Below are 16,767 nucleotides of genomic sequence, written 5' to 3' on the forward strand. Positions count from 1 at the left end.
GCCCCTTCCAGAGCCCCCGCGTCGGGCGCGAAGGCGAGCCTCAGCACGCCCCACCACCACAGAGCGCCGATCGCGACGGCAGGCACCCACCGCACCACCCGCCGCACCACGGATATCCCGCTTACGGCCGTCCCGGCAGTCCCGGCTATCACGGCTGTCACCTCCCGCCGACGCGAGATCGACGCTAAACGCCCAGGTTCACCCCACGGGAGGGCGCACCACCGGTATCGGAGGCGCCGAGCGGCGTCACGGCGCGCGTACGGCGCCTACGACCACCGGAAGCGCCCTCCCCCCACAGTGCTGGCTGTCAGCCGTTCTCCGCCTGGAACATCCAGTGATGCTTCTCGAGGTCGGCCGTGATCCCGATGAAGATGTCCTGGCTGACCGGGTCGGCCTCACCGGTCGCGTCGATCCGCTCACGGAAGCGCGTGATCACCGCGCCGAGCGCGTCCACCAGCACGCCGATCGCGTCCGAGTCCTTGATCCAGCCCTCGGAGACCTTGCCGATACCGGTGCTCTGCGCCACGGTCGCCGCACGCCCGTCGGGCGAGACACCGAGCGTCGAGGCACGCTCCGCCACCGTGTCGGAGTGCTGCCGCGCGGTGTCCACGACCTCGTCGAGCTGCAGATGTACGGAGCGGAAGCGCGGCCCGATCACGTTCCAGTGGACCTGCTTGGCCACCAGCGACAGGTCGACCAGGTCCACCAGCGCGCCCTGCAGCGCCTCCGAGACCGTCTTCTGATCCGCGTCGGACAGCGGGCTCTTGGCGACGTACATCTGTCTCCTCCAACTCATAGACGAACGAGGGAAACCCTCATCAACCATGGCATAAGTACGCCAATATGGCCGATTAAGAGGACTTCTATCCCCATCCGGAGCTTCTACACAGGACGTCCGCCCCTTCCGGACAAGCAAAAGGTCCCGACCCACTACCCGGTCGGGACCTTCACACGCACACACTCAGCCGGCCCTACGCCGCGACGACATCCACCGCCTCGGCCGGAGCCTTGATCGTCACCCGTTCCGGTGGCACACCGGCCACGGAGACGGAATTGAGCATCGGGCGAACCGGCGCACGCACCGGTTCCGTGACTGCTGCAGACTCAGCCAGCTCGGCGAGCGACAGCTCATCGCTCACTTCACGCATCAGCTCGGACATCCGTACGTCAAGCGCGTCGCAGATCGCGGAAAGCAGCTCGGAGGAAGCCTCCTTCTGCCCCCGCTCCACCTCGGAGAGATAGCCGAGCGAGACTCGGGCGGACGAGGAGACTTCGCGCAGAGTACGGCCCTGGCGCTGGCGCTGCCGACGCAGCACGTCACCCAGCAGGCGACGGAGCAGAATCATCGGTGGCTCCCTCCTCGGACCGCGTAGCCGCATCCTTCACGCCCCACCGTACCGCCTTGCGCGGCGGCCGTGCGGGGAGCGATGTCGTGTTCACTCAGGGCTGCAAACATCAATTCCCCCCGTTCTGTTCCGTATCCTGTGCCCGCCCGTTCCCGGCAGGTTCGCCCGACAGCTGCTTGAGCAGCAACGTCAGCACGCTCCGTACACTCTCCATACGAATTTCCGAGCGGTCTCCGTTCAACCGCAGAGCGGCGACTTTCCCCTCGGCTTTCTCCTCGGCTCCGCCATCGGCGTAACCGCGCATGTGGTCAAGACCGGGCCCCGCGACCGCCACGAAGACGGTCCCGACGGGCTTGCCGTCCTGGGAGCCGGGTCCCGCGACACCGGTGGTCGCGATCCCCCAGTCGGCGCCGAGCGCCTTGCGCACGCCCACCGCCATCTGCCGCGCCACCTCGGCATCGACCGCCCCGCGCTCCTCCAGCAGGGAGCCGTCGACGCCGAGCACGTCCCGCTTCAGGTCCGTGGCGTACGCCGTCACGGATCCGCGGAAGACCACAGAGGCCCCGGGCGCCGCCGTGATCTCCGCGGCCACCAGGCCCCCCGTCAGCGACTCGGCGACGGCGAGCGTCTCGCCGCGTGCGGCGAGCAGCCGCAGCAGCCTGCTCGCCGACACCGCGACGGCCGACAGTGCGGGGGATGTCACTTCGCGGCCTCCCGGGCGGACTCCGACGCCGCCTCACGTTCCTCGGCCCTGCCCTGCCTGCGCAGCACAATGGCCTGCTTCACATAGTCGAGGCCGGTCACCACCGTCAGCACGACGGCGACCGCCATCATCCAGAACCGCAGCGTCGCGAGCGGCCCCGTCAGGGCGAGAACGTACATGCCGACCGCCGTGCCCTGCGCGAGCGTCTTCATCTTGCCGCCGCGACTGGCCGGAATGACGCCATAGCGGATCACCCAGAACCGCAGCAGCGTGATGCCCAGCTCACGCCCGAGAATCACACCGGTCACCCACCAGGGCAAGTCGCCGAGCCACGAGAGACAGATCAGCGCCGCACCCATGATCGCCTTGTCGGCGATGGGGTCGGCGATCTTCCCGAAGTCCGTGACCAGGTTGTATGTGCGTGCCAGGTGCCCGTCGAAGAGGTCAGTGATCATGGCGACGGCGAAGGCCGCCCAGGCGAACGACCGCCAGGCCGGGTCGTACCCGCCGTTGCCGAGCAGCAGCATCACGAAGCCCGGCACGAGCAGCAGCCGGATCATGGTGAGCAGGTTGGCGACGTTCCACAGGCTGGCCTGATTGACGGCCGCAGCACCCAGCTTCCCGCCACGCACCGGCTTGGCGCCCGGGGCGCCGTGCGTGCCGGAACCGCCTGACGCGGATGCCGGGACTCCGGTCATCTGCCGGCCTCCTCGAGACACTCAGCCACCAAGTCCACGCCCTCCGTGCCGACGACCTTTGCCACGACCATACGGCCGACTCGCAGGCCTTCCCCACCCGTGGCGCCCTCGGCACCCGTCAGACGGATCTGGCCGTCGGTCTCCGGGGCCTGGTGCGCGGCCCGGCCGAGCGGACCCTCTTCCTCGTCGAGGGACTCCACAAGGACCTCGACGGTCTCCCCGAGCCGTTCCTCCGCACGCTGCGAAGTCAGGTCCTCGGCGAGCCGGGCGATGTGCGCGAGCCGCTCGTCGACGGTGTCCTGAGGCAGCTTCTGGTCGTATGTCGCCGCTTCGGTGCCCTCCTCGTCGGAGTATCCGAACACGCCGATGGCGTCCAGGCGCGCGCCGGTCAGGAACCGCTCCAGCTCCGCGAGGTCACCCTCGGTCTCGCCGGGGAAGCCGACGATGAAGTTGGACCGGACACCGGCCTTCGGCGCCTTGGCCCGAATGGTCTCGAGCAGCTCCAGGAAGCGGTCGGTGTCGCCGAAGCGCCGCATCGCGCGCAGCACGCCGGGCGCGGAGTGCTGGAAGGACAGGTCGAAGTAGGGGGCGACCTTCTCCGTCGACGTGAGTACGTCGATGAGGCCGGGCCGCATCTCGGCGGGCTGCAGATAGCTGACCCGTACCCGCTCGATGCCGTCGACGGCGGCCAGCTCGGGAAGGAGCGTCTCCAGGAGCCGGATGTCGCCGAGGTCCTTGCCGTAGGAGGTGTTGTTCTCGGATACGAGCATGACCTCCTTGACGCCCTGCTCGGCGAGCCAGCGGGTCTCACCGAGCACGTCGGAGGGACGGCGCGAGATGAAGGAGCCGCGGAAGGACGGAATGGCGCAGAACGTGCAGCGCCGGTCGCAGCCGGAGGCCAGCTTCACGGAGGCGACGGGGTTGCTGCCGAGGCGGCGGCGGAGCGGGGCACGCGGCCCCGAGGCGGGCGCGAGACCGTCGGGCAGGTCCTCGGGGGCCTCCTGGGGCTCCACGGGCGCGTGCCCGGGCAGGGCGACCCCGGCCCCGGCGCCCTGCCGCTCCGCGGGGCTGATCGGCAGGAGCTTGCGCCGGTCACGCGGGGTGTGCGCCTCGACGCTGCCGCCGCTCAGGATGGTCTGGAGCCGGCTGGAGATGTCGGAGTAGTCGTCGAACCCGAGCACGCCGTCGGCCTCGGGCAGCGCCTCGGCGAGTTCCTTGCCGTACCGCTCGGCCATGCAGCCGACCGCGACGACGGCCTGGGTCTTGCCGTGGCCCTTCAGGTCATTGGCTTCGAGCAGGGCGTCGACGGAGTCCTTCTTGGCGGCTTCGACGAAGCCGCAGGTGTTGACGACGGCGACGTCCGCGTCCTCGGCGTCCTCGACGAGCTGCCAGCCATCCGCCTCCAAGCGGCCTGCGAGCTCCTCCGAGTCCACCTCGTTACGGGCGCAGCCAAGAGTGACAAGGGCGACGGTGCGGCGTTCGGGCATGGTCTCAAGACTACTTCGTCCTCGCCCCGGCCCCCGCCGCCAGGGTTACCCGGCGGTCGGCCCACGGACCCCGGCGCGTCACCCGGACGTCACCGCGATCCGTGCCGCTTCGCTGGTCAGCGGCCTGAAGAGGACCGGTCAGCGGCCCGAAGAGGACCGGAAGGAGCCGGCCGGGACCGGTCAGCCGACCTCCGGGTCACCCTTCGTGTACGTGAGGCGCTCCACCTGGCCGGGCTCGAATTCGTTCTCGACCGGCTTGCCGTTCACGAACAGGTTGATCGCGCCCGCGTCGCCGAGGACGAGTTCGATCTTCTGCTTGTCCTGGAACGTCTTGGCCTGGCCCTGCTCCAGCACGCCGTCGAAGAGGGTGCGGCCGCTGTGGTCCTTGGCGGAGATCCAGCTGCGGCCGTCCGCGGCGTCGACCTTGACCGTGACCTTGTCGCGCGGCACGCCCGCGATGGCGCTGTCCGACGGGTCGGGCTTGGGGTCGGCGGGCCTGTTGGGCTTCGGCTTCTCCGCGGGCTTGGTGGAGGCGGGCGTGGAGCCCTCGGCGACCGACTTCGACCCGTCGCTCTCGTCGCCGCCGTTGAACGCGGTGAAGCCGACGAAGCCGATCACCGCGACGATCGCGGCAACCATGGCGGCGGTCCAGTTCGGCCGGCTCCGGTCGGAGCGGATGCGCTCGGCCTCGAAGAGGGGCGCCGCCGGCGTGGGCGCGGGCGGGCGGCCGCCGTGGCCCTCGTCGTACCGCGCGAGCAGCGGGGCGGGATCGGTCCCGACGGCGCGCGCCAGCGTCCTGATGTGGCCGCGGGCGTACACATCGCCGCCGCACCGCGAGAAGTCGTCCTGCTCGATCGCGTGCACGATGGGGATGCGCACCCGGGTGGACGTGCTGATTTCGTCGACGGTCAGGCCGGCGTCGACACGGGCCTGCCGCAGGACGTGCCCGATCGAGGGCCGGTCGTCGGCCTGGCGGTCGCCTGCCGGGGCTGCGTCCGCCGGGGCTCCGGCTGCCGGGCTTTCGGCTGCCGGGTCGGCGAGTCGGTCGAGGCGGTCGTCCGAAGGTCGGTCGTCTTCAGGGGAGTTGCCGATGGACACGAGGGCGCCTTTCGAGCGTGTAGCCACCTGCCGGAGGTTCAGTTTACGGGGGCGTGGAAAGGGTGGGGCAACCGGACAGACGGACTTTGTACGCCATCAGAATGGCCGGACAACGTGCGGGGGACATTCTTCTGTCCCCTCTTTCAACTTGACGTATGCCGATGGGAAACGGTTGCCTCCCGATTCCTTACGGGTGAGCCTCCCCGCGGATCACGGCGAGCACGCCCTCCAGCTCGTCGGGTTTCACAAGAACGTCACGTGCCTTGGAGCCCTCGCTCGGGCCCACGATGGAGCGCGACTCCATGAGGTCCATCAGCCGTCCGGCCTTGGCGAAGCCGACGCGCAGCTTGCGCTGGAGCATCGACGTGGAGCCGAACTGGGTGGAAACGACCAGCTCAGCGGCTTGGCAGAGCAGATCGAGGTCGTCGCCGATGTCCTCGTCGATCTCCTTCTTCTGCTGAGTGCCGACGGTGACGTCGTCGCGGAAGACGGGCGCCATCTGGTCCTTGCAGTGCTGGACGACCGCGTGGATCTCGTCCTCGGTGACGAACGCGCCCTGCATTCGGGTGGGCTTGTTCGCCCCCATCGGCAGGAAGAGGCCGTCACCCTTTCCGATGAGCTTCTCCGCGCCCGGCTGGTCGAGGATGACCCGGCTGTCGGCGAGCGAGGAGGTCGCGAAGGCGAGCCGCGAGGGGACGTTCGCCTTGATCAGCCCGGTCACGACGTCCACGGAGGGCCGCTGCGTGGCGAGCACCAGGTGGATGCCGGCCGCGCGCGCGAGCTGCGTGATGCGCACGATCGAGTCCTCGACATCGCGCGGCGCGACCATCATCAGGTCGGCAAGCTCGTCGACGATCACCAGCAGATACGGATAGGCCTGCAGCTCCCGCTCACTGCCCTCGGGCGTCTTGAGCTTGCCCTCGCGGACGGCCTGGTTGAAGTCGTCGATGTGGCGGTAGCCGAACGCCGCCAGGTCGTCGTAGCGCAGATCCATCTCGCGTACGACCCACTGAAGCGCCTCGGCGGCCTTCTTGGGGTTGGTGATGATCGGCGTGATCAGGTGCGGGATGCCCTCGTAGGCGGTCAGCTCGACGCGCTTGGGGTCCACGAGGACCATCCGGACGTCCTCGGGCGTCGCTCTTATCATGATCGAGGTGATCAGGCAGTTGATGCAGGACGACTTGCCGGACCCGGTGGCTCCGGCCACCAGGATGTGCGGCATCTTCGCCATGTTGGCCATGACGTAGCCGCCCTCGACGTCCTTGCCGAGCGCGACCAGCATCGGATGGTCGTCCTCCGCCGCGTCCGCCAGCCGCAGCACGTCGCCCACGTTGACCATCTCGCGGTCGGTGTTGGGGATCTCGATGCCGACCGCGGACTTGCCGGGGATCGGCGAGATGATCCGTACGTCCGGTGAGGCGACCGCGTACGCGATGTTCTTGGCCAGCGCCGTGATCTTCTCGACCTTCACGGCGGGGCCCAGCTCGATCTCGTAGCGCGTGACCGTCGGGCCGCGCGTGAAGCCGGTGACGACCGCGTCGACCTTGAACTCCGTGAACACGTTCGTCAGCGAGGCCACGACCGCGTCGTTGGCGGCGCTGCGCGTCTTGCCGGGCCCGCCGCGCTCCAGCAGGTCGAGCGAGGGCAGCGCGTACGTGATGTCACCGGCGAGCTGAAGCTGCTCGGCGCGCGGCGGCAGCTCGCGGGGGGCCTCGGGCGCGGACTTGGTGAGGTCCGGCACGACGCCCCCCGCGGGCGCCTCGGGCTTCTTCTTGAGCCTGCCGGGCACGGGGGCGTCCGTGGCGCGCGCGGGCGGTACAGGGGCCGTACGTTCGCGCTCCTCGCGCTCCCCCGAGACGCCCTGCGTCAGGTCGGCGACCAGCGGGGAGGGCGGCATGCCGTGCAGGACGGCTCCGTCCAGGTCCGCGGCGGCGGCGGCCGCCACGTCCACGGCGTCGAGCGGGCGGCCCATGTCCGGCTGTACGGGCGTCCTGCGCGGCCTGCGGCGCCGGGTGAGCGCCGCCTCCTCCGCGTGGTCGGGGGCGTACGCGTCGGGGTCGGCGGTGCGCCGGCGCGCGCCGCGCGCGGGCAGCGCCTCGCGCCACTGGTCGTCGTAGCGCTCGTCGTCGTCGAACTCGTCGGCGAACTCCTCGGCCGCGGGGTCCGCCTGGATCACGCCGAGCCTGATGCCGAGCAGCCGCAGCCGCTGCGGAATGGCGTTCACGGGCGTCGCCGTGACGACGAGCAGCCCGAAGACGGTGAGCAGCACCAGGAGCGGCACAGCCAGGATCTCGCCCACGGTGAAGATCAGCGGTGTCGCCGCCCCCCAGCCGATCAGCCCCCCGGCGTCCCTTATCGCCTGCATGCCGTCGCCGCGGGCGGGTGAGCCGCACGCAACATGGACCTGCCCGAGGATCCCGATCACCAGGGCGGACAGGCCGATGACGATGCGGCCGTTCGCCTCGGGCTGCTCCGGATGGCGGATGAGGCGTACGGCGATGGCGCCGAGCAGCAGCGGAACGAGCAGATCGAGGCGGCCGAACGCCCCGGTCACCAGGATCTCGACGAGATCGCCGACCGGGCCCCGCAGATTCGACCAGGTGCCCGCCGCGACGATCAGGGCGACGCCGAGCAGCAGCAGCGCGAGGCCGTCCTTGCGGTGCGCGGGGTCGAGGCCTTTCGCGCCGCGCCCTATGCCGCGGAACATGGCGCCGACCGCGTGCGCGAGGCCGAGCCAGACGGCCCGCACCAGGCGGTACACGCCTCCGGTGGGGCTGGGGGCCGGCCGGGGCGCGGGCTTGTTCACCACGGCCTTCTTGGCCGGTGGCTTCCTCGCGGGCGCCTTCTTCGCGGCGGTCTTCTTCGCTGGCGGTCTGGCGGCGGCCTTCTTCACCAAAGCCTTCGTCGGCGCGGCCGCCTTCTTCGCGGGCGTCTTCTTGGCTGCGGGCTGACGTGAGGCCATGGGTGTGAGGTTACCGTTGTCGACCACTGCGGACACGTGTGCCCACTGCTTCACCCGTTCGTGTCGCCCTTGCGGGGGCGGTGAACTGACGAGGGCTCACCGGGGCCGCCTGGTGCGCTGCCGCGTCAGTGCCGGGCGAGCTGCCGCGTCAGTTCTGCGAGGGGACCGAGGGGGCGCCGCTGCCGGTGCCCGGCTCCAGGGCGTCAAGAGCCCGCCGCAGGCCGGTGAGTTTGCGTTCGAGATGGGCGGCGGTGGCCACCGCGGCGGCGTCGGCCGACTCGTCGTCCAGCTGCTTGGAGAGCGCTTCGGCCTGTTCCTCGACGGCCGCGAGCCGGGCGGACAGCTCGGCGAGAAGACCCGCGGGCTCCTTCGCGCCGCCCTGCTCGGCCTTGCCGCCGCCTTCGAGCTGAAGACGCAGCAGGGCCGCCTGCTCCCGCAGTTGGCAGTTCTTCATGTACAGCTCGACGAAGACAGAGACCTTCGCGCGCAGCACCCACGGGTCGAACGGCTTGGAGATGTAGTCCACCGCGCCCGCCGCGTAACCCCGGAAGGTGTGGTGCGGGCCGTGGTTGATGGCGGTGAGGAAGATGATCGGGATGTCCCGGGTCCGCTCCCGCCGCTTGATGTGCGCGGCGGTTTCGAAACCGTCCATTCCTGGCATCTGGACATCCAGCAGAATGACCGCGAAGTCGTCCGTGAGTAGCGCTTTGAGCGCTTCCTCCCCGGAAGATGCCCGCACCAGTGTCTGATCGAGCGCAGAGAGGATGGCCTCCAGCGCCAGCAGATTCTCCGGCCGGTCATCGACCAGGAGGATCTTGGCCTTCTGCACCATGGCCCGCCCTCCTCGCCCCGGCGGTACACCGGGCGCCGCCCCAGAGGACGACTCCCTTGCGCCGCCCGTCCTTGTGCCGGTCATCGTAGCCGCACCCCGCCTATCGCCACACCCTGTCACCGCGATGTCACTGTGCACGTAGCAGAAACGCGGTGGGAGACCAGAAGGTTCCCCGAATACCGTCGTTCTACACGACCTCGGCCACACTGTGTCAGCAACTCCGTGTGACGATGCAGGTTCTCGGTCATTGACCGCGCATCCACTGCTCCATCACCGACAACAGGTGATCCGGATCGACCGGCTTCGTCACGTAGTCGGAAGCTCCGGAGTCGATCGCCTTCTCCCTGTCGCCCTTCATCGCCTTCGCCGTGAGCGCGATGATCGGGAGCCCGGCGAACTGCGGCATCCTGCGGATCGCCGTCGTCGTCGCGTACCCGTCCATCTCCGGCATCATGATGTCCATCAGAACGACCGTCACGTCGTCGTGCTGCTCCAGGACTTCGATGCCCTCGCGGCCGTTCTCCGCGTAGAGCACCGAAAGGCCGTGCTGCTCCAGGACGCTGGTGAGCGCGAAGACGTTACGGATGTCGTCGTCGACGATGAGGACCTTCTCCCCCTCGAAGTGGACGCCGGACCGCGCGGGCGCCGCCTCCTGCCCCGCGGCGGGCCACTGCTCCTGCGGCCGCTGATCCACGTTCCCGCCCACCGGCTGCCCCGGCAGCGCGGGCGGCTGCTGCTCCGGCGCCGAGCGGCGGCGGCGCCGGAAGAGCGCCGCGGGCCCCGAGGGGGCGTCCTGCCGCGCCGCGGAGCCGTCGGCATCCTCCGGGGCCTCGGCCGCCCTCGCGGCGCCCTCCGGAGCGGGCAGTTCCGCCGTGCCGGGCACGGGGGCGAGCTGCGCGTAACCCTGGGGAGGCAGTTCGCTCGGGTGCAGGGGCAAATAGAGCGTGAAGGTCGAGCCGCGGCCCGGTTCGCTCTGTGCGTAGATCTCGCCGCCCAGCAGCCGCGCGATCTCCCTGCTGATCGACAGGCCGAGGCCCGTGCCGCCGTACTTCCGGCTCGTCGTGCCGTCGGCCTGCTTGAAGGCCTCGAAGATGACCCGCATCTTGCTGGCCGCGATGCCGATGCCGGTGTCCGCCACCGAGAAGGCGATCACGTCGGCGCCCGGGTCCCGCAGCGAGCCGGCCTCCAGGAGCTGCTCACGGATGGCGTTGGGCACGTCGTTGGTGGCGTGCCGGATCACCAGCTCGACCGCTCCGGAGTCGGTGAACTTCACCGCGTTGGACAGGAGGTTGCGCAGCACCTGGAGCAGTCGCTGCTCGTCCGTGTGCAGCGTTGCGGGCAGTTCCGGGGAGACGCGTACGGAGAAGTCGAGCCCCTTCTCCGCGGTCAGCGGGCGGAACGTGGCCTCTACGTAGTCGACGAGTTGGACGAGGGCGATGCGCGTCGGGGAGACGTCCATCTTGCCCGCCTCGACCTTCGACAGGTCGAGGATGTCGTTGATGAGCTGGAGCAGGTCCGAGCCCGCGCCGTGGATCGTCTCGGCGAACTCCACCTGCTTGGGGGTGAGGTTGGAGTCGGCGTTGTCGGCGAGCAACTTGGCGAGGATCAGCAGGGAGTTGAGCGGTGTGCGCAGCTCGTGCGACATGTTCGCCAGGAACTCGGACTTGTAGCGCATCGAGACCGCGAGCTGCTCGGCGCGCTCCTCCAGGACCTGCCTCGCCTCCTCGATCTCGGTGTTCTTGACCTCGATGTCGCGGTTCTGCTGGGCCAGCAGCTCGGCCTTCTCCTCCAGCTCCGCGTTGGAGTCCTGGAGCGCCTTTTGCCGGTTCTCCAACTCGGCGGACCGCTCGCGCAGTTGCTCGGTCAGCTCCTGCGACTGCTTGAGCAGCACCTCGGTCTTCGTATTGACGCTGATGGTGTTGACGCTCGTCGCGATCATCTCGGCGATCTGGCTCAGGAAGTCCTTCTGGATCTGGGTGAAGGGCTGGAACGCGGCCAGCTCGATCACGCCGAGAACGGTCCCTTCGAAGAGCACAGGAAGCACGATGACCTGCGCGGGCGGCGCCTCCCCGAGGCCGGACGCGATCCGCAGGTAGCCGGAGGGCGCGTTCTCCACGAGGATCGTGCGCCGCTCCTTGGCCGCCGTCCCGATCAGCGTCTCGCCGGGCCGGAAGGAGGTCGGCATGGACCCCATGGAGTAGCCGTAGCTGCCGAGCATGCGCAGTTCGTACGCGTCCTCGGGATCACCCCCGAGATCATGGGCGTCGTCCGTGGGCATCGCCAGGAAGAACGCGCCGTGCTGCGCCGAGACCACCGGCGTCAGCTCGCTCATGATCAGCGAGGCGACGTCCTCCAGGTCGCGGCGGCCCTGCATCAGACCGGAGATCCGGGCGAGGTTGCCCTTGAGCCAGTCCTGTTCCTTGTTGGCGAGGGTGGTGTCGCGGAGGTTCGCGATCATCGTGTTGATGTTGTCCTGGAGGACCTGGATCTCGCCCGCCGCGTCGACCTCGATCTTGAGGTTGAGGTCGCCCCGGGTCACCGCGGTGGCGACCTTGGCGATCGCGCGCACCTGGCGGGTGAGGTTTCCGGCCATCTCGTTCACGGACTCGGTCAGGTCGCGCCAGGTGCCGTCGACGTCACGCACGCGTGCCTGACCGCCCAGCTGGCCCTCCGTGCCCACCTCGCGGGCGACCCGGGTCACCTGCTCGGCGAAGGACGACAGCTGGTCGACCATGGTGTTGATGGTGGTCTTCAGCTCCAGGATCTCGCCCCGGGCGTCGATGTCGATCTTCTTGGTGAGATCACCCTTGGCGATCGCGGTGGTGACCATCGCGATGTTGCGGACCTGTCCGGTCAGGTTGGACGCCATCGAGTTCACGGACTCGGTGAGGTCCTTCCACGTACCGGAGACACCCGGCACGCGCGCCTGGCCGCCGAGGATGCCGTCGGTGCCCACCTCACGGGCCACGCGCGTGACCTCGTCGGCGAACGAACTCAGCGTCGTCACCATGGTGTTGACCGTGTCGGCGAGCTGCGCGACCTCGCCGCGCGCCTCGACCGTAACCTTCTTGGTGAGGTCTCCGTTGGCGACGGCCGCCGAGACCTGGGAGATGTTCCGCACCTGGCTGGTCAGGTTGTTGGCCATCAGGTTGACGTTGTCGCTCAGGTCCTTCCAGATGCCGGTGACGCCCGGCACCCGCGCCTGACCGCCGAGCTGCCCCTCGGTGCCCACCTCGCGGGCCACGCGCGTGACCTGCTCGGCGAACGAGGAGAGCTGGTCGACCATGGTGTTGACGGTCGTGACGAGTTCGAGGATCTCGCCCTTCGCGTCGACGGTGATCTTCTTGGAGAGGTCGCCCATCGCCACGGCCGTGGTGACCTCGGCGATGTTGCGCACCTGGAGGGTGAGGTTGTTCGCCATGCCGTTCACGGACTGCGTGAGGTCCTTCCAGGTGCCCGAGACGCCCTGGACCTCGGCCTGGCCGCCGAGGATGCCGTCGGTGCCCACCTCACGGGAGACCCGCGTGACCTGCTCCGCGAAGGCCGACAGCTGGTCGACCATCGTGTTCAGGGTGTTCTTCAGCTCCAGGATCTCGCCGCGCGCGTCCACGTCGATCTTCTGCGACAGGTCACCGCGCGCCACCGCCGTCGCGACCTGCGCGATGTTGCGCACCTGGGCGGTGAGATTGCCCGCCATGCCGTTCACGGAGTCCGTCAGGTCCCGCCACACACCGGCCACCCCGGGCACCTGCGCCTGACCGCCGAGACGCCCCTCGGTGCCCACCTCACGGGCCACCCGGGTCACCTGGTCGGCGAAGGCGGAGAGCTGGTCGACCATCGTGTTGATGGTGTTCTTCAGCTCCAGGATCTCGCCACGCGCGTCGACCTCGATCTTCTGCGACAGGTCACCGCGCGCCACGGCCGTGGTGACCTGCGCGATCTGACGTACCTGCGAAGTCAGGTTCCCCGCCATGAAGTTGACGGAGTCGGTGAGGTCCTTCCAGGTGCCGCTCACGCCGTCCACGCGCGCCTGACCGCCGAGGCGGCCCTCGGTGCCCACGTCCCGCGCCATCCGCGTGACCTGGTCGGCGAAGGACGACAGCTGGTCCACCATCGTGTTGACGGTGTTCTTCAACTGAAGCATCTCGCCGGACACGTCGACGGTGACCTTCTGCGACAGATCGCCGTTGGCCACCGCCGTCGTCACCTGCGCGATGTTGCGCACCTGCCCGGTGAGGTTGCGGAAGGCGGTGTTCACCGAGTCGGTGAGGTCCTTCCACGTGCCGGCCGCGCCCTGCACCTGCGCCTGACCGCCCAGCTCACCCTCGACACCGATCTCCCGCGCCACGCGCGTGACCTCGGAACCGAAGGCCGAGAGCTGGTCCACCATCGTGTTCACGGTGTTCTTCAGCTCGAGCATCTCGCCCGCGACATCGACGGTGACCTTCTGCGACAGATCGCCGTTGGCCACCGCCGTCGTCACCTGCGCGATGTCCCGCACCTGAGTGGTGAGGTTGCGGAAGACCGTGTTGACGGAGTCGGTGAGGTCCTTCCACGTCCCCGCGGCGCCCGGCACATTGGCCTGGCCGCCGAGCTGGCCCTCCGCGCCGACCTCGTTGGCCACGCGCGTGACCTCGTCCGCGAACGTACGCAGCGTCTCGGTCATCTGGTTGATCGTCTCGGCGAGCTGGGCCACCTCGCCGCGCGCGCTCACCGTGACCTTCTGCGACAGGTCGCCGTTCGCCACCGCCGTCGTGACCTGCGCGATCCCGCGCACCTGGGCGGTGAGATTGCCGGCCATGAGGTTCACCGAATCGGTGAGGTCCTTCCACACGCCCGCCACACCGGGCACCTGGGCCTGACCGCCCAGCTCGCCCTCCGTGCCCACCTCGCGGGCGACACGGGTCACCTCGGAGGAGAACGAGGAGAGCTGGTCCACCATCGTGTTGACGGTGTTCTTCAGCTCCAGCATCTCGCCCGCGACGTGAACCGTGACCTTCCGGGACAGGTCACCCTTCGCCACGGCCGTCGTCACCAGCGCGATGTCCCGCACCTGCGCGGTCAGGCGGTACGCCATCGTGTTGACCGAGTCCGTGAGGTCCTTCCACGAACCGGACATCCCCCGCACCTTGGCCTGGCCGCCCAGCTTGCCCTCGGTGCCGACCTCGCTGGCCACGCGCGTGACCTCGTCGGTGAAGGTGGAGAGCTGGTCGACGAGGTTGTTGACCGTACGCCCGACCTTCAGGAACTCCCCGCGCAGCGGATGGCCGTTCCCGTCCGCCCCCTGCGCCCGCAGCTCCATACGCTGCTCAAGATCGCCCTCCGCCACCGCGGAGAGGACCCGGCCGACCTCGGAGACAGGACGTACAAGATCATCGACAAGGGCGTTCGACGCCTCGATCGCGGCGGCCCACGAACCCTCGCTGGCTCCGCTCTCCAGCCGTTCCGTGAGTTTTCCCTCACGGCCGACCATGCGCCGCACCCGCGAAAGCTCACCCGTCAGGTGCAGATTCCGGTCGGCGACCTCGTTGAAGACGGCGGCGATCTGCGACATGACATCGTCACCGGAGACGGTGAGCCGCTTGCGGAAATTGCCGTCCCGCATCGCCACCAGCGCCGCGAGCAGCCGATTCAGGGCCGCCGCGTCCACGGAGGCAGTCGCCCCATTGCGCGGTTTGCGCTGTTTGTTCAGGGACTGTCCGTCTTTCGCGCGCGTCTCAGTGCCCCGCGTCGCTGCGCCAGACTCCACTGTGTCCCTCCCGCAAGGGTTGACCTACTGCTTGGGCCGCTCAGGCTGTCTCCATGAAGCTTGCCCAGTGTTTCACCATGGCCGAACCAGGCCATAACAGTTCGGCAGCTTCGCACACCGTCCGCACACCCTCCGGGCGGAAACACTGACGACCGGCATCAGCATGGACGGCGAAGGTAAGTAACCTTGCATCCGGCTGTCCAACCACCCCGGTCCTGCCCGGCCAGGGCGGTGGTACACGAACAAGCGGGCATCGGAGGGGCGGCCGCACCATGAGTTCGGGAGAACTGGGCGTCGATACGGTCGACACCGTCGATACTCATACGAGGAGTGCTGTGATCACCGCGCGTGCGGCTGCGACCTTCGAGCCCGTCGGGCGTTCCGTCGCCACGGCCCGCTCCTTCGTGCGCGACACCCTCCAGGGGTGGGGGTTCACGGACATCGTCGACGACGCCGTCGTCCTCACCAGCGAGCTGGTGACCAACGCCGTGGTGCACGCCGGCACGGCCGCCGACGTCCTCTGTCTGCGCAGCGACGACGCCGTACGCATCGAGGTCTCCGACCGCTATCCGGAGCGCGAGATCCCGCTCCAGCAGTCCGCCCTCAGCATGGGCAGCCCGGACCGCGAAGGCGGCCGCGGCCTCCAGCTCTGCGCCGCGCTCGCCACCCGCTGGGGCGTCGACTACACCCCCACGAACAAGCAGGTGTGGTTCCAACTCGACCTCCCCCACCGCCCGGTGGGCACCCGCACCGCGGGCCCCTCGCTCCCCGCCGAACTCCTTCCCATCGCCGACGGCCGGGTCCGCGTCGCCGTCATCCAGATCGACCGCGTGGGCGCCATCTCCGCCTGGAACGAGGACGCGGAGGACCTCTTCGGGTACGCCGCCGAGCACGTCACCGGCAAGCCCCTGAACGACCTCGCGGCCTGGCCGCACACCCCCGGCACCAGCACCGGCATCGCCGAGGCCCTCCAACTCTCCCGCTGGGAGGGCAGTTACGGCATCCGAGGCGCCCACGGCCGCGTGATCCCCGTCTACGCCTCGCACCTGCGCGTCCGCGACACCGACGGCGAGCCCTCCACGGTCTGCCTCCTCGTACGCGACGACGAGCGCGCCGTGCTCCAGACCCCGCTGCGCGGCGCGACACCCGAGCAGGCCACGCTCAGCGAGCCGAACGCCACGGACCCCTTCGAGGTCTTCATCGGCTCCCCCGCCCCCGACGACCTCGACGGCCTGCTCCAGCGCACCGTCGAGCGCGCCCGCGACATGCTCGACGGCGACGCGGCCTTCCTCCTCCTGGCCACCGACGACGAGACGGAGCTGGAGGTCCGCGCCTCCACAGGCCTGCCCTCGGCCCGCCAGCGCTTCGCCCGCGTCCCCGTCGAGGCGGGCCCGGGGCGCTACGGCTCGGCCCGCATGCCGGCCGTCCACGAGGACCTGACCGTCGTCCCCGGCGCCGTCCCCCTCCTCAACGGCACGGGCATGCGCTCCGTCGTCACCGTGCCCCTCAAGGTGGAGGGCCGCCTCACCGGCTCCCTCGGCGTCGCCGCGGAGTCCCCCGACCGGTACTCGAACGAAGAGGCCCTGCGCCTCCAGTTCGCCGCCGACCGGATCGCTCTCGCCGTGGAGTCGGCGCGCCTCGGCGAGCTGGAGCGGCTCCGCCGCGGCTCGCTCTCGTTCCTCGTCGAGGCCTCCGACCTCCTCGCGGGCACCCTCGACCGCGACCAGACACTGGCGCTCATGGCCCAGATGACGGTCCCGACGCTCGCCACCTGGTGTGCCGTCTACACCATCGCCGACCAGTCCGCCGAGCCCTACCTCTCGTACGTCCTGCACGAGGACGAGGAGCGCATCGACGGCCTGAAGGCGCTCCTCTCCAAGATCCCCCCGCCC

General features: G+C 69.5%; 10 protein-coding genes. 1 reads left to right on the top strand and 9 read right to left on the bottom strand.

Going from position 1 to position 16,767, the window contains the following annotated elements:
• Positions 1-307: 307 nt before the first annotated feature.
• From GKQ77_RS13010 to GKQ77_RS13050, 9 genes are all read right to left on the bottom strand, one after another.
• The gene (locus GKQ77_RS13010; protein WP_125518033.1) at positions 308-778 is read right to left on the bottom strand and encodes a Dps family protein; all 471 of its coding nucleotides are present in this window, start codon (positions 776-778) and stop codon (positions 308-310) included.
• 193 nt (positions 779-971) lie between these two features.
• Positions 972-1,346 carry a helix-turn-helix domain-containing protein gene (locus GKQ77_RS13015; protein ID WP_055529762.1) on the bottom strand — a complete coding sequence of 125 codons (375 nt, stop codon included), beginning with the start codon at positions 1,344-1,346 and terminating at the stop codon, positions 972-974.
• Positions 1,347-1,455: 109 nt separating this feature from the next.
• The gene (locus tag GKQ77_RS13020) at positions 1,456-2,049 is read right to left on the bottom strand and encodes a CinA family protein (protein WP_308117647.1); all 594 of its coding nucleotides are present in this window, start codon (positions 2,047-2,049) and stop codon (positions 1,456-1,458) included.
• A complete protein-coding gene (gene pgsA, locus GKQ77_RS13025; RefSeq protein ID WP_219688881.1) occupies positions 2,046-2,747 on the bottom strand; it encodes a CDP-diacylglycerol--glycerol-3-phosphate 3-phosphatidyltransferase in 702 nt (233 codons plus the stop codon). The genes GKQ77_RS13020 and pgsA overlap by 4 nt, the downstream gene beginning before the upstream one ends.
• Positions 2,744-4,234, bottom strand: coding sequence for a 30S ribosomal protein S12 methylthiotransferase RimO (gene rimO, locus GKQ77_RS13030; RefSeq protein WP_219688882.1), 1,491 nt, complete (start codon positions 4,232-4,234; stop codon positions 2,744-2,746). Before rimO ends, pgsA begins: the two co-directional genes overlap by 4 nt.
• A gap of 180 nt (positions 4,235-4,414) precedes the next feature.
• Positions 4,415-5,332 (bottom strand): helix-turn-helix domain-containing protein, encoded by a 918-nt coding sequence (locus GKQ77_RS13035; RefSeq protein ID WP_219688886.1) that lies wholly within the window; start codon positions 5,330-5,332, stop codon positions 4,415-4,417.
• A 187-nt stretch (positions 5,333-5,519) separates the two neighbouring features.
• Entirely contained in the window at positions 5,520-8,294 is a 2,775-nt protein-coding gene (locus GKQ77_RS13040) for a DNA translocase FtsK (RefSeq protein ID WP_219688883.1), read from the bottom strand.
• A 148-nt stretch (positions 8,295-8,442) separates the two neighbouring features.
• Positions 8,443-9,126: a response regulator gene (locus tag GKQ77_RS13045; RefSeq protein ID WP_125515456.1), complete on the bottom strand. Its 684-nt coding sequence runs from the start codon at positions 9,124-9,126 to the stop codon at positions 8,443-8,445.
• A gap of 244 nt (positions 9,127-9,370) precedes the next feature.
• Positions 9,371-14,875, bottom strand: a complete 5,505-nt coding sequence (locus GKQ77_RS13050) for a HAMP domain-containing hybrid sensor histidine kinase/response regulator (RefSeq protein WP_219688884.1) — start codon at positions 14,873-14,875, stop codon at positions 9,371-9,373.
• A 272-nt stretch (positions 14,876-15,147) separates the two neighbouring features.
• Between GKQ77_RS13050 and GKQ77_RS13055 the strand changes: the two genes are divergently transcribed.
• Positions 15,148-16,767, top strand: a 1,620-nt coding sequence (locus tag GKQ77_RS13055; RefSeq protein ID WP_258021254.1) for a GAF domain-containing protein, incomplete at its 3' end; no start/stop codon positions are given.

The organism is Streptomyces anatolicus, from assembly GCF_019400875.1.
Classification (GTDB): domain Bacteria; phylum Actinomycetota; class Actinomycetes; order Streptomycetales; family Streptomycetaceae; genus Streptomyces; species Streptomyces anatolicus.

Excerpts from the sequence above, each read along its gene's own strand:
- GKQ77_RS13010 (WP_125518033.1), bottom strand. The coding sequence starts at position 778 with ATGTACGTCGCCAAGAGCCCGCTGTCCGACGCGGATCAGAAGACGGTC.
- GKQ77_RS13015 (WP_055529762.1), bottom strand. The coding sequence starts at position 1,346 with ATGATTCTGCTCCGTCGCCTGCTGGGTGACGTGCTGCGTCGGCAGCGC.
- pgsA (WP_219688881.1), bottom strand. The coding sequence starts at position 2,747 with ATGACCGGAGTCCCGGCATCCGCGTCAGGCGGTTCCGGCACGCACGGC.
- rimO (WP_219688882.1), bottom strand. The coding sequence starts at position 4,234 with ATGCCCGAACGCCGCACCGTCGCCCTTGTCACTCTTGGCTGCGCCCGT.
- GKQ77_RS13040 (WP_219688883.1), bottom strand. The coding sequence starts at position 8,294 with ATGGCCTCACGTCAGCCCGCAGCCAAGAAGACGCCCGCGAAGAAGGCG.
- GKQ77_RS13045 (WP_125515456.1), bottom strand. The coding sequence starts at position 9,126 with ATGGTGCAGAAGGCCAAGATCCTCCTGGTCGATGACCGGCCGGAGAAT.